Source organism: [Clostridium] citroniae WAL-17108 (assembly GCF_000233455.1).
GTDB lineage: Bacteria > Bacillota > Clostridia > Lachnospirales > Lachnospiraceae > Enterocloster > Enterocloster citroniae.
Genome location: NZ_JH376423.1, coordinates 1 through 20,637 on the forward strand (window position 1 = coordinate 1; position 20,637 = coordinate 20,637).

16 protein-coding genes, 1 tRNA gene and 1 pseudogene are annotated in these 20,637 nt (G+C 47.2%); 16 read left to right on the plus strand and 2 right to left on the minus strand.

The genetic code is table 11. The features are described 5' to 3' along the window. The 5 genes and pseudogenes from HMPREF9469_RS34180 to HMPREF9469_RS15320 all read left to right on the plus strand — a co-directional run. Window positions 1-67 (plus strand): annotated as a pseudogene (locus HMPREF9469_RS34180) (IS200/IS605 family transposase); the annotation flags it as partial. A 1,056-nt stretch (window positions 68-1,123) separates the two neighbouring features. Beyond that, window positions 1,124-2,317, plus strand: coding sequence for a site-specific integrase (locus tag HMPREF9469_RS15305; RefSeq protein WP_006775569.1), 1,194 nt, complete (start codon window positions 1,124-1,126; stop codon window positions 2,315-2,317). After that, the gene (locus HMPREF9469_RS15310; RefSeq protein ID WP_007863469.1) at window positions 2,314-3,597 is read left to right on the plus strand and encodes a tyrosine-type recombinase/integrase; all 1,284 of its coding nucleotides are present in this window, start codon (window positions 2,314-2,316) and stop codon (window positions 3,595-3,597) included. Before HMPREF9469_RS15305 ends, HMPREF9469_RS15310 begins: the two co-directional genes overlap by 4 nt. Before the next feature lie 317 nt (window positions 3,598-3,914). After that, window positions 3,915-5,897, plus strand: coding sequence for an excinuclease ABC subunit UvrB (uvrB, locus tag HMPREF9469_RS15315; RefSeq protein WP_007863470.1), 1,983 nt, complete (start codon window positions 3,915-3,917; stop codon window positions 5,895-5,897). Between the two features lie 141 nt (window positions 5,898-6,038). After that, the gene (locus HMPREF9469_RS15320; RefSeq protein WP_007863473.1) at window positions 6,039-7,220 is read left to right on the plus strand and encodes an N-acetylmuramoyl-L-alanine amidase family protein; all 1,182 of its coding nucleotides are present in this window, start codon (window positions 6,039-6,041) and stop codon (window positions 7,218-7,220) included. A gap of 196 nt (window positions 7,221-7,416) precedes the next feature. Here HMPREF9469_RS15320 and HMPREF9469_RS15325 read toward each other — a convergent pair whose 3' ends face one another. Then, entirely contained in the window at window positions 7,417-7,896 is a 480-nt protein-coding gene (locus HMPREF9469_RS15325; RefSeq protein WP_007863474.1) for a hypothetical protein, read from the minus strand. Between the two features lie 192 nt (window positions 7,897-8,088). Between HMPREF9469_RS15325 and HMPREF9469_RS15330 the strand changes: the two genes are divergently transcribed. The 5 genes from HMPREF9469_RS15330 to feoB all read left to right on the plus strand — a co-directional run bounded on the left by HMPREF9469_RS15330 (window position 8,089) and on the right by feoB (window position 14,825). Continuing rightward, window positions 8,089-8,817, plus strand: a complete 729-nt coding sequence (locus HMPREF9469_RS15330) for a response regulator transcription factor (RefSeq protein WP_007863475.1) — start codon at window positions 8,089-8,091, stop codon at window positions 8,815-8,817. Further along, window positions 8,817-10,268, plus strand: a complete 1,452-nt coding sequence (locus tag HMPREF9469_RS15335) for a sensor histidine kinase (RefSeq protein WP_007863476.1) — start codon at window positions 8,817-8,819, stop codon at window positions 10,266-10,268. Before HMPREF9469_RS15330 ends, HMPREF9469_RS15335 begins: the two co-directional genes overlap by 1 nt. Window positions 10,269-10,418: 150 nt before the next feature. Beyond that, window positions 10,419-12,320: a plasmid pRiA4b ORF-3 family protein gene (locus HMPREF9469_RS30690; protein WP_007863477.1), complete on the plus strand. Its 1,902-nt coding sequence runs from the start codon at window positions 10,419-10,421 to the stop codon at window positions 12,318-12,320. Between the two features lie 172 nt (window positions 12,321-12,492). Continuing rightward, window positions 12,493-12,729 (plus strand): FeoA family protein, encoded by a 237-nt coding sequence (locus HMPREF9469_RS15345; protein ID WP_007863479.1) that lies wholly within the window; start codon window positions 12,493-12,495, stop codon window positions 12,727-12,729. After that, window positions 12,726-14,825: a ferrous iron transport protein B gene (gene feoB, locus HMPREF9469_RS15350; RefSeq protein ID WP_007863481.1), complete on the plus strand. Its 2,100-nt coding sequence runs from the start codon at window positions 12,726-12,728 to the stop codon at window positions 14,823-14,825. Before HMPREF9469_RS15345 ends, feoB begins: the two co-directional genes overlap by 4 nt. A gap of 24 nt (window positions 14,826-14,849) precedes the next feature. On the opposite strand, the gene HMPREF9469_RS15355 is transcribed toward feoB, so the two are convergent. After that, entirely contained in the window at window positions 14,850-15,779 is a 930-nt protein-coding gene (locus HMPREF9469_RS15355; RefSeq protein WP_007863483.1) for a DUF5688 family protein, read from the minus strand. A 378-nt stretch (window positions 15,780-16,157) separates the two neighbouring features. On the opposite strand from HMPREF9469_RS15355, the gene HMPREF9469_RS15360 reads away from it, so the two are divergent. The 6 genes from HMPREF9469_RS15360 to HMPREF9469_RS15385 all read left to right on the plus strand — a co-directional run bounded on the left by HMPREF9469_RS15360 (window position 16,158) and on the right by HMPREF9469_RS15385 (window position 20,636). Further along, entirely contained in the window at window positions 16,158-16,943 is a 786-nt protein-coding gene (locus HMPREF9469_RS15360) for a threonine/serine exporter family protein (RefSeq protein WP_007863486.1), read from the plus strand. Further along, window positions 16,937-17,392, plus strand: a complete 456-nt coding sequence (locus HMPREF9469_RS15365; protein WP_007863488.1) for a threonine/serine exporter family protein — start codon at window positions 16,937-16,939, stop codon at window positions 17,390-17,392. The genes HMPREF9469_RS15360 and HMPREF9469_RS15365 overlap by 7 nt, the downstream gene beginning before the upstream one ends. Window positions 17,393-17,426: 34 nt before the next feature. Then, window positions 17,427-17,498 (plus strand) — tRNA-Arg (locus HMPREF9469_RS15370). 178 nt (window positions 17,499-17,676) lie between these two features. Next, window positions 17,677-18,747: a hypothetical protein gene (locus HMPREF9469_RS15375; RefSeq protein ID WP_007863490.1), complete on the plus strand. Its 1,071-nt coding sequence runs from the start codon at window positions 17,677-17,679 to the stop codon at window positions 18,745-18,747. Window positions 18,748-18,765: 18 nt separating this feature from the next. Then, entirely contained in the window at window positions 18,766-19,815 is a 1,050-nt protein-coding gene (gene queA, locus HMPREF9469_RS15380; RefSeq protein WP_007863492.1) for a tRNA preQ1(34) S-adenosylmethionine ribosyltransferase-isomerase QueA, read from the plus strand. Window positions 19,816-19,841: 26 nt separating this feature from the next. Then, on the plus strand, window positions 19,842-20,636 hold the full coding sequence (locus tag HMPREF9469_RS15385; protein ID WP_007863494.1) for a pseudouridine synthase: 795 nt from the start codon (window positions 19,842-19,844) through the stop codon (window positions 20,634-20,636). Window position 20,637: the final 1 nt, after the last annotated feature.

Consider the following 20,637-nt stretch of genomic DNA (forward strand, 5'->3'; position numbering starts at 1 on the left):
CCAGATGTCGTTAGTAGAGTACATAGACCCGTTTACGGGCGAGCCGGTGAAGAAAAACAAGAAGTAGGACTCTTAAGAGTCAGTAGGAAGTCAAAGCAAACCGGTAAGCCCCTATTGGGGCAAAGCCGGAGTAAGGAAGCACTGAACATGCCCTTTTAAGGGCAGCTGAGAATGTGGTGCAGCAGGCAGACTTTTCAGTGCGCCTTCCGGGCGCAAGCAGGTAACAGCCCCTTATAGGGGCAGAACAAGCCACCGGCTAAGCCGGTGGTCTTGACTTGATAACACATAATTCCATAATAATCTATATTATAATTCTGAACAATCCGATTTTACTCCTATATATATAATATAATGTTTTATTTATGTACCATGACAAAAGAATATGTTCAGTTATCTTATTACGAAAGCTAATATCGAGCATACGAAAGATACGCGGAAGCAGAAATGTTGCGATACATATCAAATCAAAATAAATCCATGCAGGGATTTGATGGTTTGTGCTGGAGGCATAAACTGTGCGAGGATGATATTAGTTGGATACTTGTGGGGACTGCCGCTCACCAAATGAGGGGATGCTGCGCTGGCATGGAATATCCAGTGTGGTTTAAGCTGTTTTGCAGACAGGTAAGATAATTCCAAATGCCGGGGGGAGGGAAAATACGGCATATAAATTTGCTTTGGAGAAAGCACAACCACCTTAATGAAATGTTATAAGAAGTAAAAAAATTGTGAAATGCTCTTGAGGAAACAAAAGCCAATTTTTTACAATGATTGTAGAGAAACAGACTGTTTTAAAAACCGAGCGGTTTTGTGAAATCAATATAGTATTAGCGATTAGTCTAAGATTGAACCACGTTAGGTGGTATCAATCATGCTCATGGCTAGTTGCCTTTGTAAAGGGGGTGACAGCGATAGAAGTTTTACAGAAAGATAAAAAAGTATATAACGCAGAGGAAATCCAGGAGATTTTAGGGATTGGGAGGAGCAAAACATATACCTTTTTGGACGAGGCGTATAGGAATCAAAAGCCGTTCCGGGTCCTTAAAGTTGGAAAGCTTTTCAGGGTTCCCAAACAATCTTTTGATGACTGGCTAGACGGAATTAGTTAAGGCGGGTGAGATAGTTGAAAAGAAAACCACAGAATAGTGCAGCTTTTTTTGAAAATAATTCATGGTATCACCGTACCAAGATACTTCAGGACGATGGTTCGATAAAGTACAGCAAAAAGGGCGGGTTTGCTACCAGTGAAGAGGCTGATAAGAGCTATAGGCGACACGAAGATGAGTTTAAAAAGGCGTATCGGGCCTATCATCTGGCACATCAAATCAATACAGAAGTCACGCTTAAGGATTATTTGATTTATTGGTTTGAGGAGATATTCTCTCAAAGAATTGAAACAACAACCAGAATGGTAGGCGCGTATGCGGTTTATGACTTAATTTTGCCGAATATTGAGTACGACATCAAGGTCCGGTTTGCCAATGCAGAGTATCTTGATGCATTGTTGGAGCGGGTAGCAAAGGTCAGTGCCTCTGCAGGAAATAAAGGGCGGGAGATTCTAAATATGGCAATGAAAGAGGCAGTAATCGGTGGGTATATTAAAACCAATCCGGTTACTGGCACAAAGCCGTATAAGAGACAAAAGCCAAAGATAACAATTCTGAGTAAAGAAAAAATCAAGGTCCTGCTGAAAGCGTCTTCCGAAAATAACTGGTATTTGGAAATATTGTTAGGGCTATTCTGTGGCTTACGAAAAGGCGAGATTCTTGGACTTAAATTCAGTGATTTGGATATGGAGAAAAGGACTGTAACTATCAGAAGGCAGATTGCTTCAGATCCACTTATAAAAAAAGGGAGTGGAAGTAAAATAGACAATTATGGGCTGATTGAACGAGATCCAAAAACACCAAACAGTTTCCGGGTTTTGCGGGTTCCAGCCATAATCATAGAAGAACTGGAAAAACGGAGACGACTTGTGGAGTCCAATAAGGTAGTGTATGCCGGTCAATATGATGACAATGATTATATCAGCTGTCAGAGAAATGGAAAACTACATAGTTTGTCAGCTTTAAATAGCGCTTTAACTGGAATTTGTAGCAAGAATGGCCTTCCGCATATCACGGTACATGGATTAAGGCATATGTATGCAACAATTCTGATTGAGATGGGGGTTCCACTGATTAAGATATCTGCATTACTTGGGCACGGCTCTGTCCACACAACGTTTGAATATTATTGTGATGTAATGGATGAAAACGAGAATATATTGGCATTTATGAATCAAGCATTCGTTCCTGTAGAAAGGAGAGCAGTATGATAATTGATTTGAGCCTTCAGCAGTATGTGGATTGGGAAGTAAAGCCAGTGATTCCTATAAAGGGAAAATTCGGATACCGTGTTGTGTTAAAATACATAGATGGTACTGAAAGAACTCAGCAAAAGTCGGGGTTTAGGACAGAAAAAGAGTCTAATGCTGCCAGGGATAACACAATAGGTAAATTACATGCTGGAACTTATATTGTATATGAGAATGTTAAAGTAAGTGACTTTTTAGAGTTTTGGCTAAAGGAGGATATATGCAAGAGGGTAAGAAGCGAAGAAACTTATGCTGCTTATTCCAATATCGTGTATAACCACATTATTCCAATCCTTGGAAAGAAAAAGATGTCGTCCGTTAACCGTGGAGATGTTCAAAAGCTGTATAACGACCGTGCAGAATATTCTGTATCGGTCTCAAGGCTGGTTAAAACGGTGATGAACGTCTCTATGAACTATGCTGTAGCGAAAAAAATCATTGCGGAGAATCCGGCAGTTGGTATCAATCTTCCTAAAAAGGTAAAAAAGAAGGAATACCATGCCCGCAGTATTGACACACAGAAAACCCTGACAATGGATCAGATTCTGATTCTATTGGAGGCCAGCAGGGACACGCCGATACATATGCAAATCCTGTTTAATGTATTAATGGGACTTCGCAGAAGGGAAATCAATGGTGTGAAGTATTCGGATATTGACTATATTAACCGAACACTAAAGCTTCGCCGGCAGCTGGGGAAGAAAATCAACACAAAAAAAGAAGACTTTCCACCTAAAACCTTTACGAAACAGGAACTTGGATTGAAGACCCCATCGAGTTACCGAGACATTCCGATACCAGATTATGTGTTTGAGGCGATTCTGCAACAGAGGGAGGTGTATGAGAGAAATAAGAGCCGCAGAAGAAGCCAGTTTCAGGATTCAGGATATATTTGCTGCTCTAACTACGGGAAACCGCGAAGCAAGGATTTCCATTGGAAATATTATAAAAAACTGTTAGCGGATAACAACCTGCCGGATATAAAGTGGCATCATTTACGCAGTACCTTCTGCACACTGCTTTTGAAAAATAATTTTAATCCCAAAGCGGTATCCAAATTAATGGGACATGCAACGGAACTAATCACCTTAGATGTATATGGTGATAACCGGGAAATTATTGCTGACTGTGTAGATGAAATTCAGCCGTTCATAGATGAGGTGCTTCCGATAAAGGAGGTAGACAAGCAGCTTGAGGAAGAACTGTTGGAAATCGAAGTTCCGGCAGAAGATTATTTTTAAAAATTAAGGGCAGTAGTAGTTTCAATCAAATATCAATTTGGTTCTCAAAATAAAACAAGGCGCAGGGAAAGAACAAATGTTCCTACTTGCGCCTATACTTTTTCCTTCCGCTATGTTATAATTTTGGTGACATTTGGTATTACTAATTTCATTGAGTTTATATAGTGTTGCGGAGTTAAGAAAATAGCATTTTGGTGACCTTCATTCGTAAAATGGCAAAAGTTCGTCTATTAGGCAACTCAAAACGGTCTTCTTTTACGAATTTCTGCCTAATAGGCGAACTTTTTAAGTGGTCACCAAGGAAGGAAAAAGCGAAAATGGAGTTCAAATTACACTCAGAATACCAGCCCACCGGCGACCAGCCGCAGGCGATTGAAGCCCTTGTAAAAGGCTTCCAGGAAGGCAACCAATTCCAGACTTTACTAGGGGTTACGGGCTCTGGCAAGACCTTCACCATGGCAAATGTAATCCAGCAAATCCAGAAGCCGACCCTCATCATTGCCCACAACAAAACCCTTGCCGCGCAGCTCTACAGCGAGTTCAAGGAATATTTCCCGGAGAACGCGGTGGAGTATTTTGTATCCTACTACGACTACTACCAGCCGGAGGCTTACGTCCCTTCCACAGACACCTATATAGAAAAGGACTCCTCCATCAATGATGAGATTGATAAGCTGCGCCACTCAGCCACGGCTGCGCTTTCTGAGAGGGAGGATGTGATCATTGTGGCATCCGTGTCCTGTATCTATGGTCTGGGCAGTCCCATTGACTACAAGGAGATGGTAATATCCCTAAGACCCGGCATGGTAAAGGACAGGGATGAGATCATCCACAAACTGATCGATATCCAGTATGACCGCAATGATATGGATTTTAAGCGCGGCACCTTCCGGGTCCGCGGGGATGTGCTTGAGGTTTTTCCGGCATATTCTGACAGTGAGGCATACAGGATTGAGTTTTTTGGGGATGAGGTGGATCGGATTGCGGAGATTGACACGCTAACTGGCGAGATAAAATCTCAGCTGGGTCATATCGCTATCTTTCCTGCTTCCCATTACGTGGTCCCGAAGGAAAAGATGATGGAGGCCACTGAGAATATCCTGGCCGAACTTAAGGAGCAGGTTGCGTTTTTTAAGAGTGAAGATAAGCTGCTGGAAGCGCAGAGAATCTCGGAGCGCACGAATTTTGACGTGGAGATGATGCGGGAGACTGGTTTTTGTTCCGGTATTGAGAACTACTCCAGGCATCTGACAGGAGGGCTTCCCGGAGAACCGCCCTGTACGCTGATCGATTATTTTCCGGATGACTTCCTCATCATTGTGGATGAGTCCCATATCACCCTTCCACAGGTCAGGGGAATGTATGCAGGCGACCGGTCCAGGAAATCCACCCTGGTAAACTATGGTTTCCGTCTGCCTTCCGCATTGGACAACCGTCCGCTAAGCTTTGGGGAATTTGAGGATAAGATCAGCCAGATGATGTTTGTGTCAGCAACTCCCTCTGTCTATGAAAAGGAACATGAGTTGATGTGTGTGGAACAGATCATCAGGCCCACAGGCCTGTTGGATCCGGAAATCAGCGTCCGCCCTGTGGAAGGACAGATCGATGACCTGATCTCAGAGGTAAACAGGGAAGTAGCCAATCATCACAAGGTGTTGATCACCACCCTGACTAAGAGAATGGCCGAGGATCTGACGGATTACATGCGGGAAGTGGGAATCCGCGTAAAGTATCTCCATTCAGACATTGACACCCTGGAGCGGGCTGAGATCATCAGAGACATGCGGTTGGATGTGTTTGACGTGCTGGTGGGCATTAACCTTTTGAGGGAAGGACTGGATATACCGGAGATCACCCTGGTGGCGATCCTGGATGCGGACAAAGAGGGATTCCTCCGCTCTGAAACTTCACTGATCCAGACCGTGGGACGTGCTGCCAGAAATTCAGAGGGCCATGTTATCATGTATGCGGATAAGATAACGGACTCTATGCGTGTGGCTATTGAGGAGACGGAACGCCGGCGGCAGATCCAGCAAACGTATAATGAGGAACATGGGATCACTCCAACAACCATCAAAAAAGCGGTCCGAGACCTGATCGCAATATCCAAGGCAGTGGAGGAAAAGGATGCCCGGTTTAAGAAGGATCCGGAATCCATGGATGTGAAGGAGCTTAACAAGCTGGTGAAAGAACTGGAAAAGAAGATGCGTCAGGCCGCGGTTGAACTTAACTTTGAGGAGGCTGCAAGACTTCGCGACCGAATGATGGATATCAAGAAAATACTATTAGACATGGAATAATTTGTAACCTATCTCCCCCTGGTCTTAAAAATGTAATATTCTCTTAAGGATTATTAAATTGTACAAAATGGATTGATTTACTATAATAAAGATAGGCAATTAAAACAAAATTTATATAATTGTAGGCAAGGAGGAAGGTTTATGAGAAAACAGAAAGGATTATGCCTGATTTTGGCAGCCGTGATGGCTATTAGTACCGGTATCACGTCTTGGGCAGCAGATACTAAGATTGATAAGGTAAAACTTACATTTTCTTATGATAAGGCGCCTGCAAGCGGTGATGATATCGGCGATATCACTGTAAAAGCGGGAAGCAGCGAGTTTTATGTGGAATCAGCGGAGTATACGAATTCAGAGGACCAGGATACCTGGACAGTGGGCGATGTGCCTGAGGTAAAGATTGAACTGTCTGCTAAGGATGGCTACCGTTTTTCCTACACATCCAAAAGCCATTTTCAGCTTTCGGGATGTAATGCGGAATTTAAGAAAGCCAAGATATATGACAGCGGGGACTACATTGAAGTTTATGCAGAGCTGAAGCGCATTGGCGGAAAGCTGGAAGGGGCATCAAACCTGGACTGGGAAGATACCATTGCTGTGTGGGATGAGATAGAGGGAGCTAAAAGCTATGATGTAAAACTGCTGCGGGATGATAAGACAGTGACCACGGTCAGCACCACAGGGACATCCTATAACTTTGCCGGCTATTTTAACCGGGAAGGGGACTACACCTTTAGGGTAAGAGCAATTTCAAAGTATAACAGCAAAACAGGAGAGTGGTCCGAGGATTCCCATTCCTTCTATGTGGATGAGGATGAACTGGGAACCTATGGAGGAAGCGGCCGCTGGGTACAGGACCAGAAGGGATGGTGGTACTCCTATGACACAGGCGGATATCCGTCCTCCTCATGGCGCCAGATTGACGGTGCATGGTACTATTTTAACAATTCAGGCTATCGGGTGACCGGCTGGCAGCGGCTGGACGGGACCTGGTATTATCTGAACGGGGATGGCGTCATGACAACGGGCTGGCAGGCTGTGAACGGACAGTGGTATTATATGAATGGCAGCGGTGAGATGCAGACGGGCTGGCAGGCTGTCAATGGAAGATGGTATTATCTGAACAGCAGCGGTGCTATGCAGACAGGCTGGTTAAAGATGAATAACCAGTGGTATTATCTGGACGCATCAGGCGCAATGACAACGGGCTGGCAGGCTGTAAACGGCAAGTGGTATTACCTGGGCAGCAATGGTGTGATGTACGCCGGTACGTGGACACCGGACGGCAGATATGTGGACAGTTCAGGAGCATGGGTGCAGTAATCGGTTTAAATGTGGCTATTGATCGTTTGCAAAATTGAAGTTTGTAGAATTTCTGTAAAATAAAAGTTTGCTGAAAAATGCGGTAGATGGCTGAAATACCATCTATCGCATTTTAAATAAAATGAGATCCCTGCTGCAGCAACTATCCCTGCTGCAGCTGTTTTTCCGGTTGCACCCGTTATCCCAGTTCCGGGTATTAACCCTGCTGAAGTAGTGTATCGATCTGCTGCCAGATCTGATGGATCTCATTGATGGGATCCTGTCTTGATTTTTTCAGTTCCAGGAGCTGGTCCATGCTTTGGATGGCCGTATGGAAATTTTTCTCCTTAACAGCGGTTTTTATCTGCTGTCTTAAGTCTTTGCCGGTGGATTTGCCCATATCTTTGCGGATCGCCGTGATCTGACTGTGAAGTTCCTTTGCTTTTTTCCATGTTTCCTTGCTGACACTTAGAGAGCCGGTTTCCTTTTTAGAAAGGCGTACCGATTTATAACGGGCAGCAGAAGCCTTGTTTTCTTCGCGTATAGGTTTCATTTCTGATTCCAGGGCTTTTAACTCCGCCCGGACCGGGGCAATCTCTTCCTTGTATTCGGCTTTTGTCTCTGCAGCCCATGAGGGAAAGGCCGTGAGACAGCCCATGACAGCTGCGGTACATAAAATTTTAATATTTTTTTTCATAATAAATACTTCCTTTCTGGTTTGTTTTAGTCGTGTGAATGCTGATCACGAGGTTATTATACCTGTTTCAGTTTGGTGGTTAACAGTGCATGTTTGTGGCAAATATGTGGCAGCCGTTTACGATTTTCTGATAAAATGTTATGATGATAGACATATATTTCGATTTGGAAAAAAATAACAGAGGAGGGCAGGATGCAGAAACTGATTTATATAGCGGATGATGAACAGAACATACGAATGATGATGAAAACATTTCTTGAGAATGAGGGATATGCAGTGGAGGTCTTTGGGGATGGCTATAGTATACGTAAGGCGGTCCGTGAAAAGATGCCGGACATGATCATTCTGGATGTGATGATGCCCGGAGAGGACGGCCTCAGTTTATGTACTTCATTCCGCAAAGAAAGCAGGGTGCCGATCATGATCGTATCGGCAAAGGACAGCCCCATGGACCGGGTTACGGGGATTACCATGGGAAGTGATGATTATATTTCCAAACCATTTCTGCCCCTGGAATTGATTGCCCGTGTAAAGGCATTGTTTCGCAGGTCAGAACTGTCCGGGGAACAGTCCGGGAGCGACAGACCGGTCCAGGATGAGTATGAGTGCGGTAACCTAAGGATATACAGAAAGGAACGAAAAGTGTATGCGGGCGATGAGGCGTTTACGGTTACGCCTACGGAGTTTGAGTTTCTTTTGTATCTGATCGAGAGAAAGGAAGCGGCTGTTTCTAAAAAGGAATTGCTGGAGCAGATTTGGGGATGCAAGGGAATCCAGGATGAAATGCGGATGCCGGACGACCTGGTAAAACGTCTCCGAAAGAAGCTTAAACAGAAGCATGTATCTGCAATGGTGGAGACGGTCTGGGGATATGGATACCGCCTTACACAACAGCCGGTTTGGGAAAGGCAGCAATCTTAATGGGAAACAGAATACATACGCGTATATTTTATCTGGTTCTGCTGGTGATCCTTCTGCTGACCGGCTCAGCCTGGTTTATTTTTTCTTCCACATCCCAATGGTATGTAAATGTCACGGCAGAACGGGATGCGGAACGGGTCATAAAGATCGTGGAGGGACTGGCCGGGGAAATTTACCGGGATGCACCTGCACCGGAGGACAGAACGCCTGAGGAAGACAGAGCATATTCCAAAGAACTATTAAAGCAGGTTAAGCAGAGTGTAAAATCAGGTGAGACAGGCGGCAGGCTTTTGGTCTTTAATTCAAAATTAAAGAAGATTTACCCGGATGATCAGGATGAAACGGCTGGCTTTGACCGATTTACTTCAGCTTGTGTTGAACTGATCGAAAGCGGACAGCTGGATCGGACGGCTGGAACGAATATAGAAGCGGGCGGTGAAAATTGGAGCATCCGTCTTTTTCAGGCAGAGGCAGAGAATAATGTCAGGGCAAAATATTTTATTGCAGCAGCGAGGATACCGGATGTGGCGCTGTTATGGAACTATACGGGAAAGCTTTTGGCATTTATAGCAATTGCGGCTGTCTTTGTTGCTGCCGGTATGATATGGATGGTGGCAGGCAGTATTGCACGGCCCTTGGAACAGTTATGCGGACAGGCTAAGGCAATCGGAGACGGGAAGTCTGCGCAGATCGAAGATGTTTATTCGGTTCGGGAACTGGAGACGCTGAAACAGGCATGCAACCGGATGGAATTAAAGATCAGGGAAAGTGAAAAACAAAAAGAGCGTTTTTTTCAAAATGTATCCCATGATCTCAGGACGCCGCTGTCGTCCATAATCGGATATGCCCAGGGCATCCAGTGTGATGTGATGAAGGAACACAAAAAAGCCGCCGGAGTCATCTTATCAGAGAGCATGCGCATGATGAATCTGGTGGAGAGTATCCTCACACTTACGAAGATGGATAACAATGAACTAAAGATGCATATGACAGAGATAGATTTGGAAGAATTTTTGGAAGAACGAATGGACGCCCTTCTAGGGATCGCGGGAGGGAGTAAGCTGCGGATGGAACCGGGAGAGCGGGATGTTTATGTGTGGGCGGATCCTGAACTTTTAGGGCGGATCGTACAAAACGTCCTTTCCAACTGCATCCGCTATGGGAAAAGTGAAGTTTTGGTCCGCTGTGAAACGGATGGGGAGCAGGCGGTCATACTGGTTGAGGATGATGGAATGGGATTTAGTATGGAGGATATTCCCCATGTATTTGAGCGGTTCTACCAGGGCAAGGGAGGAGAATTTGGAATAGGGCTCTCTGTGGTGCGCACCGGAATGGAGTATCTGGGGGGGCGAGTGGAAATCGGCAACCGTAAACCGCCGGAGAACGGGGCTTATTACAGATTGGTTCTGCCCGCCGGCACTCCCGATCCTGCCCATTGTATAGGGAAATAAACCGGTGGGTGAGCCGGTGGAGGGATAGGTGTTAAAATGGCATCTATCCCTTTTTACATATCAATGATATAATTCTAGCATCAGGTTTTATATAACGAAAAGCATTGCAGCCAATGGTGCAGTGAAGGTACGATGGAGAAAGGAAAAAAGATGAAGGCATATCAGTTGAAAATTGTGATCAATGGCTCCAAACCGCCGATCTGGAGACGGTGTATTGTCCCCTCAGGTATTACATTTTCCCAATTGGGGGTGATCTTAAATAAGGTAATGGGATGGACCGGGTATCATTTGTCCCAGTTTGAGTTTTATCATCTGGAACTATGCATTATGGAGAATGTGGAAGAGTTTGAGTATTTCAAGGGCGGAAGATATGATTACGGGGAAGCCAATACCACTTATATCCGCAAGTATATGGAGGAAAATGACTGGTTTACCTATATATATGACCTGGGAGATTACTGGAGACACCGGGTGACGATTGAGAAGATCATTGCGGATTATCCCTTTAACTATCCACAGGTGATCAAATATAAAGGGGCGTGTCCCATGGAAGACTGTGGGGGGATCGAGGGATATTACCAGTGCCTTGAAATTATGGCTGATAAAGGCCATCCCGAGCATGACGAGAGATGCGAATGGGCAGAGTGTCAGGGATATCAGGAAGCGTATGATATGCTTGGGGTGAATGAGATTCTTGAAAGTGATTGTTTCCTTATCTGGGGAAAAGGGGACAGGCGCACGGGCAGAGAGATTTACGAGGATTTTTTGAATGGGGAATTTGGACTGAAAGCAACAAAATCAGACCGGAATAAGAACATTCCTCTCCGTTCGGACCGTCACAGGATGGAGGATTCCATACAAATGATGGCAGAGCTTATAAGAAAAAATATCAACAGGTATGACATTAGTTTAGAGAATGACAGGGAGGCATTTCAACAGTATTTGAAAGATGAGATCTCACAGGCTGTCTACTTAAAAGATATATTTGCTGATTTCACCAGAAAGGATCTGGTGGAGATTGCAGAGCTCAAAGGCATGGATCAGTTTTCAAAGTATGGGAAGGAACGGCTGATCACCGCATTGTCAGCGGAGATGCTGAAAGCTGAGGAGGCCATACGGTATTTTGTCTGCATTGGAACGGATGAGCTGAATCGCTTTGAGCAGATTATTAAAAATGGCGGGATCGGTGATGAGGATGAGGCAGAATTGCTGGAGAGACTTTATGAGTCTTGTTATATAGGTGTCAGGGAAGATGACCGGATCGTGATTCCTGAAGATGTGAAGAATATTTACCAATCCATAAAGTCAGAAGAATTTGAGCAAAAAAGAAGACGATTCAGTGCCCTGGTGGACTGCTTTGATGCGGCAGCCGGTCTTTGCGGGATCCTGCCGGCAAAGATCATGACCCGGTATTTTGCCGCTGCCAGCGGGGATTCTGTCAGCTGCGAGGAATTGGTCCGGATGGCGGAACAGGTACCGGATTGCTTTATGGAGTTTGTGTATAAGAAGGATATGTTTTATAACAAGCTCCTTTATCCCAATGACAGAGGACTTCTTATGGCACAGGGAGATAAGGAGTTTTATATACCCACAGGAGATGAGATCCGTGACCTGGCCCGGACCGGGTATCTGCCCAATGACCGGTTCCTGAAGAATTTTATTGCATTTCTGGTAAAGAAAATGAAACTGGATCAGGAGACCGCGGAGTATGCAGGGATGATGGTTCAGCATGAGATCACAGACGGCTGCCAGATGCGGGAGATTTTAAATATCCTGGTGGAAAATGATATTATATGTAACGGTCAGGCGCAGATGGAGCAGCTGGTCCAGGCCATCGGCGAACTGTGGAACAATACCCGCATGCTGATGAACCGGGGATATACGCCCCTGGAGCTGGTTGATAAGGGAGCATTAGGATCCGGGATAAAAAAGGACAATATCATCCGCCTTTCACAGCGACAGGGGGAGAAGGCAAAGAAGGTATATCCAAACGATCCCTGTCCCTGTGGAAGCGGTAAGAAATATAAGAACTGCTGCGGAAAAAACCGTTGATATTACCATAAAGGCATAGAGAGATTTCTCGGTGTCTTTTTGTATTTTTATCTCATTTCATCCCATTGTTAAAAAAGAGTTTGTTGTGACAAACTCTTCTTATTGACAATTTTTCTTATTAAGCATACAATGAATATGGTTTGAAGGATTTTACAGGAGGATACAAGTCGGAATGCAAAAGAGATTAAATGAGTGTGAGGTTGGCGGCCGGTATGTGGTGGCCGGTGTTCAGGTGGATGAAAGCATTACCAGGAGGCTGGAGGCCCTGGGGGTCAATGAAGGCACGCCTGTGAATATATTGAATAAAAAGGGAAGCGGAAGCGTTATCATCAAAGTTAGAGGGACCAGGCTGGCATTGGGCCGCCGCCTGTCGGAAGGGATAACTGTCAGGGAGGAGCATGCGTCATGAACGGTCAGGGCAGAGCATCGGGAAGCGATTCGTATGGAAGTGTGATCCTTGGAAAGGAACCTGACGGGAGAAAGCCGGGGGCTAAAAAGCATGAGAGGAGCAAGCGTCCCATTACAGTGGGATTTGTGGGGAATCCCAACTGTGGGAAGACCACCTTATTTAATGCATTTACAGGAGCCAAGCTCAAAGTGGCCAATTGGCCCGGCGTTACCGTGGAGCGTGTGGAAGGGGAGACTAGTTACAAGGGACGCCCCATCAAAGTGATCGACCTTCCAGGTATTTACAGCCTTACCTCCTACACCATAGAGGAAAAGGTGACCAGAAAATGTATCGAGGACGGGGAAGTGGATGTTATCATTAATGTGGTGGACGCCTCCTCCCTGGAACGCAACCTGTACCTTACCATGCAGCTTATCGAACTTAAGAAGCCGGTCATCCTGGCTCTCAACATGATGGATATCGTGGAGGAGAGGGGCATGGAGATTGACATGCACCGCCTTCCGGAAATGCTTGGCGGAATTCCGGTGGTCCCGGTTTCTGCAAGGAAGCGCACAGGATTGGATGTCCTGATGCATGCAGTGGTCCATCATTATGAGGAAGGACCTCAGGGAGTGGTTATCCGCTACAGCCCTGAGGTGGAGGAGAAGATTGCCCGGATCGAGGAAGCGCTGTATGAAACATACGGTGAAATGGACAATATGCGCTGGCATGCCATTAAGTTCCTGGAGTTTGATGAGGTGGTCATAAGCGACCATCCTCTGGAAAAGATGGAGCAGATCCTTACAAAGAACTATGAAAAGCAGATCATCAATGAAAAGTACGATTACATAGAAGAAGTGATCCAGGAATGCCTTTTTAATAAGGATGTAAAGGCAGCCACCACGGACAAGGCAGACCGTATCATGACCCACCCGGTGTGGGGGATCCCGGTGTTCCTGGGGATTATGGCGCTGGTATTTTTCCTGACTTTTACGGTGGGAGATTTCCTCAAAGGATACTTTGAGACCGGGCTGGACGTGTTATCCCGGGCGTCCCTTGCATTTCTCACCAATATCCATGCGGCCCAGTGGATCACTTCCCTGATCGTGGATGGGATCATTGCAGGCGTGGGAGGAATCCTCACCTTTCTGCCCAATATTTTCATCCTTTTCCTGGCATTGGCCTTTTTGGAGGACAGCGGATATATGGCCAGGGTTGCTTATGTGATGAATGAGACAATGGGCATGGTGGGACTTTCAGGCAAGGCATTCCTGCCCATGCTGCTGGGGTTCGGGTGTACGGTGCCGGCTGTAATGGCTACAAGGGCTCTGGAAAGTGTGAAGGACAGGCGCAGGACGATTTTGATTACACCCTTTATGTCCTGTTCCGCACGCCTCCCCATCTATGTGCTGTTTGCTGATATGTTTTTCCCGGATAAGGCCCTGTTTGTGGCATATTCCCTGTATATCATAGGCCTGTGCATGGCGATTTTCGTGGCATTTGTGGCCCATATGCATGAGAAGCACGACAGCTCGCAGAATGCCCTGCTGATCGAGCTGCCTGAGTACAAGACCCCCAACAGCAGAACCGTGGCCATCTATGTATGGGACAAGGTAAAGGACTACTTAAGTAAGGCCGGAACCACTATATTTATTGCTTCCATTGTACTCTGGTTTGTTCTCAACCTGGGACCGGCAGGCTTTGTATCCGATGTATCAGACAGCTTTGCTGCCATTATCGGCCATGTTTTGGTCCCGGTGCTGCGCCCGGCAGGATTGGGGATGTGGCAGGTGGCGGTTGCCCTTATTTCGGGTATTTCAGCCAAAGAGGTGGTGGTATCCAGTTTCAGTGTCCTTTTTGGCATTAACAATATTAACTCTGCGGCAGGTATGTCCCAGCTGTCCTCCAGCCTGTCTGTGGCCGGTTTCGGCGGGGTAAATGCCTATGCATTGATGATATTCTGCCTGCTGTATTCTCCTTGTATCGCTGCAGTGGCAACGATCAAAAAGGAGACCGGTTCCTGGAAATGGACCATTGGCATGGTTTTCTTTCAGCTGGCGGTCGCATGGGCCGGAGCCGTACTGGTATTCCAGGTGGGAAGCCTGCTGTTTGGATAGGCAGGGAGCGCATGTAAGATGGGATCAGCAGATCGGTATCATACAGCCGGACGCCAGGGTAAGGGTCTGATGGATACGTGAATAGAGATATACCTGATTGGAGAGACGGTCCTCTTTGGGAACCTCGGTTTGATTGATGTGGGTCACAAGCCTGCTCATCTCATCGCAGGAAATGTCTCCCTCATCAGGGAGCAGAAGAACTTCGTGGATGCTGGATGGAAGGATGATAATATCTTTTTCCATTATTTCTGCGAAGTTTTTTATTACATCCGGGTACAGGATACATGCGGCGCCATTGATTCCGGATGTATTGCTCAATACAAAGAATGGCGCGGATTGGTCAGAGGAGGGAAGACATGCGGATTCCTCCTCTGCCACGGCCCGGCTCAAGTCTTCGATCATCTGTGACATGCTGGTTATCACAGGGGGAAACAGGGATGGGGTGTTGGCAAGTGCCGTCTCCTTTAATTCCTCCAGGGAAATATCCCATACATCCAGGTGATTGTTATGGATCACGGCGGTCATCAGGCCGCTGTCATCCTCATGGATACACAGGTAAAAGATAATGGCCAGATCCAGCCACAAGATATGAGGGATCTCCTCTAAAAGGGATTGGTTGGAAGCGGCATGGATCAGTTTACAGGCAATATGGGGTTTCATATCCCTGTAGCGTGCCAGCCTGGCGTAGTCCAGGTCGGGCGGCGTGTGGTTCTTCTGATACAATGTAATGAGCTCTGCCACAATATCCTCCATGGGCCGTCCTGCCAGATACTGATCATAGCAGGGATTCAGATACATGGCCGGAGCCACATGGTCATCCCCATGGGTGATGCACAGTCCGTCCAGGATCTGTCCGTTGTTCTTGGGGACCTTGCACAGTGTCAGGCCATAGCCCTCCCCCAGTTCCTGTGTCATCTGCTTGGTTACTTTGTTGAGAAATGCTTCGTATATCACGAAACTACCCCCTTTTTTATAATATTTATGATAACTGTGATACAGTTACATATCATGGAGAATGCGGATCATGAAGAATGCGGACCATGAAGAATGCGGACCATAAGGGTGGCCTGGGATCAATGCTGAGAAATATGCAGCCTTAGAATCTACAGGATGAAAAAGATGGATCATGGATAGAATAATTAAGAATTGAACCTAGCTTAATCCATGTTTCCCATTTTGTCAATGGCAAGGAGGGGGATTTTATGAATTCTTTACATTCTCAGGGAGGCGGTGAATCCGTTTCTGATTGTTGACGAAAACCGGCATGGCTGTTATACTCAAAATTGGCGAAATATGTGAGTATAAGTAAGATTAAAATACACAGGTGAAAACATGGGAAATGAAGACCATCTCCTGGCAAGGACTGCGGTGCTGGCCGGGGAAATCATGCTTGTAAGCGGGGCTGAGATAGCCAGAATCGAGGGTACGATCCAATATATCCTAAGCAGCTGTCCCGGCAGGAAAGCGCAGTCTATGGTATTTAGCACAGGTATTTTCGTAAGCCTGGACAGCGGGGACGGGGAACCGATCACCCTGGTGCGCAGGGTGGAGGACCGTTCCACCAATCTGGGCAGGATCTATCTGGTCAACCAGGTGTCCAGGAAGCTGTGTGGAGGGGAAATGGCGCCCGCCGAGGCATATGAAGAACTGGAACGAATACAGGCCGGCTCCCAGTATAAGAAGTGGCTGAAAGCCCTGAACTATATGTTCATTGCCTTTTTCTTCGGTATTGTGCTGGGGGGAAGCCCTGTGGACTGCGGAGCTGCCGCTGTTACTGGAGGCGTACTGGGTCTGGTGGTATATGTGGCATCCCGTATCATGCTTAATGACTTTTGTACCAATGTGCTGGGAGCATTTTCATTGGGCCTCAGTGCCCTGGTGATGAACCGGTGGCTTTTTCCCGGGAGTAATACGGATATTGTTATTATCAGCGCCATCATGCCGCTGCTGCCCGGGGTTATTTTTACCACGGCGGTGAGGGACACCCTGAACGGGGATTATTCTTCCGGGGCAGCCAGGATGCTGGAGGCCATTGTGACAGCACTTGCAGTGGCAGCCGGAGTGGGTGCCAGTATGGCATTATTCCATCAGCTGGCAGGAGGTGGAGGCATATGGTAGGAAGTTATGTAGCCGAAGCTGTGCAGGTGGCCGGATCGTTTATGGCAGTGCTCAGTTTCGGGATCGTATTAGACCTGCCAAAGAAATATCTGGGCTGGTCCGGTGTGACAGGGGGTGTCTGCTGGCTGGTGTATCTTTTGATCAGAGAGGAAACGGGATCCCTGATCTTTGCCGCATTTTTGTCCGGCCTGTCTGTTGCATTGCTGGGGCATATCCTGGCCAGGATACTCAGAGCGCCTGTGTCTGTTTTCCTGATCCCGGGAATCCTGCCCCTGGTTCCGGGAACCTCTATTTATAACTGTGTATACAATATCATCCGCAGCAGCCGGGAACAGTCCACCTATTACCTGATCGAAACCATGCAGATCGCAGGCGCCATTGCAATGGCTGTGTTCCTTATGGACTCCATGTTTAAGATGATAAAGAACAAAGATAAAAATAGGGCTTGAAGTTTTTGGGAAAATATAGTATTATTATGGGGATGCGTCTGTAGCTCAGTGGATAGAGCAGTGGCCTCCGGAGCCGCGTGCGGAGGTTCGATTCCTCTCAGACGCATTTTTGATTGCATTTTTTGATACCGCAGAGTGTAGGGGAGACCTTGCCTTTGCGGTGTTTTAATTAATTCTTAAAGGATGGTAACATTGCATTTTGCCGTGGTTTTTGTTAGAATAAAACGAAGTAGTTGAATGAATCAAATTCCATGGAAGTGGTATTAGAGCGGAGGACTTATAATATGGGACAGAACAGAAGACGGACCAGCAGGAGATCTGCTGATGACAAGATAAAATACATTCGTATGGCAGCAATCCCTCTTTTGATCGTGATCGTGCTGGTCATCATTATTGTGGTGATGGACAAAAAGCCATCGGACAAGCAGACTGCTGCCCCGGGAACCGAGACTTCAGCGGATGCCGGCCACAGCTCCCAGGACAGCCAGGGGCAGAAAGACCAGGGGCAGAAAGAACAGAGCCAGGATGCGGTTGCACCGGACAACAGTCAGTATACAACGGATTTTTCGGATTATGAGCTTCAGAAGGACGAGATTCCACAGGTGAACCTGATCATCAGCGAGTATTTCCAGGCAAAGGTGGACCAGGACGCTGAAAAGCTGTTCCAGCTATTTGGAAAGGCAACGGATGAGAGCTTAAATGCGCGCAAGGATGAGCTGAAGAATGAAGCCGTGTACATTGAAGATTATCAGGATATCGTGTGCTATACAAAGCCAGGTCTGACAGAGGAATCCTATGTGGTCTATGTGACCTACGAGGTGAAGTTCAGAAGAGTGGATACCCTGGCACCCGGCCTGATGTGGTGTTATGTGCTGAAGGATGACAGCGGCAATTATATCATCCGTGAAAATGTGGTAGGTGACGAGGCCGATTATGTGGCAAAGCAGAACCAGTCCGAGGACGTGAGACTGTTATCCAACCAGGTTAATGAGCGCCTGAGGCAGGCTATTGAGTCCGATACCCTGCTGGCGGGAATTTATAAGGATCTGAGAAACGGTGCGGTTGTTTCAAACTCCGAGGAGGATGGACAGGACAGTTTTGTATCCCTGGAGGATGGCGGAAGTGATGAATCCGGCAATGATGGCACCCAGGCCGATGACAGCCGGAATGAGGGAAGCCAGGATGATTCGGCCATCTCGCCTGAGAGCGGTTCCCCAGCAGGGGAAAACGGATCCCAGGGACAAGGCTTAGAGGGACAAAGCTCGGAGGGACAAGGCTTAGAGGGACAGACTGCTTCCAGCGGACAGGAACCGGCCGAAGGGACCACTGGCGGTTCCAATGTGAAGATAGAGTGATGCTGGAGGAAGAAAGACATGGATGTTAAGGATTTTTATTTTGATTTACCGGAAGAACTGATCGCCCAGGATCCTCTGGAGGACAGGTCATCCTCCAGGCTTCTGGTGCTTGACAAGGATACAGGAGAGATCCGGCACAGGGTATTCAGGGATATTGTTGAGTATTTAAGACCGGGGGATTGTCTGGTGATTAATGATACCAAGGTGATACCGGCCAGATTATTCGGAACAAAGAAGGACACCGGTGCAAAGATTGAGATACTGCTGTTAAAGCGCAGGGAGAATGATATATGGGAAACCCTGGTCAGGCCCGGAAAAAAGGCCAAGCCAGGTACTGTGATTGATTTTGGAGAGGGGCTTCTGACCGGCACTGTCATCGATACCGTGGATGACGGAAACCGGCTGATCCGGTTCAGCTACAAGGGGATCTTTGAGGAGATCCTGGATCAGCTGGGTCAGATGCCGCTTCCTCCTTATATCACCCATCAGCTTCAGGACAAGAACCGGTATCAGACCGTGTATGCAAAGCATGAGGGATCGGCAGCAGCACCTACGGCAGGGCTCCATTTTACAAAGGAGCTTTTAAAACAGATAGAAGACATGGGAGTGAAGATCGCCCATGTGACGCTTCATGTGGGTCTTGGTACTTTCCGCCCGGTAAAGGTGGAGAATGTGCTGGACCACCATATGCATTCGGAATTTTATGTGGTGGAGGAATCTGAGGCCAGGAAGGTCAATGACACTAAGGCAGCCGGCGGCCGGGTCATTTGTGTGGGAACCACAAGCTGCAGGACAGTGGAATCAGCTTCCACCCAGGAGGGGATTCTGGAGGCAAAGACAGGATGGACGGAGATCTTCATCTATCCGGGATACCGGTTTAAGGTGTTGGATGCGCTGATCACTAATTTCCACCTGCCCGAGTCCACCCTGGTCATGCTGGTGAGTGCACTGGCGGGGAGGGAGCACATCCTCAATGCCTACCAGGAGGCTGTGAAGGAACGCTACCGGTTTTTCTCATTTGGGGATGCTATGTTCATTGCATCTGATCCAAAAACGGGGAACCAGTAGCTGCAGAGGATATGAGAGAGATCGTTATGAGAGAAGCGGTTAAAGAATCAGTGAAAGACGAATCGGTTAAGGACGAGCGTCTGAATAAATGGCTCAGTCAGATGGGGGTATGCTCCCGGCGGGAAGCGGACCGTCTGATCCAGGAAGGCAGGGTACTGGTGGACGGCTGTCCGGCAGTTATGGGGCAGAAGGTGTCACCGGGGCAGACGGTGGTCTGTAATGGAATCCCTGTGTCTTGGGAGACATCGGGAAGGCCGGAGCCTATTTTGCTGGCAGTAAACAAGCCGCGGGGGATCGTGTGCACTACCTCATCCAAGGACAGGGCTGAAAATATAGTGGAATACCTGAAGTATCCGGAACGGATCTATCCGGTGGGAAGGCTGGATAAGGAGTCGGAGGGTCTGCTTCTTATGACAAATCAGGGGGATCTGGTGAATAAAATCATGCGCAGCGGCAATGCTCATGAAAAGGAGTATATTGTCACCGTGGATCATGCAGTGACAGCGGAGTTCATGGATCAGATGGCAAAGGGCGTGTATCTGAAGGAACTGGATGTGGGAACCCGGCCCTGCAGGCTTCACAAAGTGGGGGAAAAGACATTTTCCATTGTACTGACCCAGGGACTTAACAGGCAGATCCGCCGCATGTGCGAAGCCTGCGGATATCATGTAAAACAGCTGGTCCGGGTGCGGATCATGAACCTTTGTCTGGGGAACCTTAAAACAGGGGAAAGCAGGAAGGTGACACCGGAGGAATACCGGGAACTGACCCGTCTTTTAAAGGATTCCACCAGTTTGCCGGTCAGACATGGCGGACAGTAAT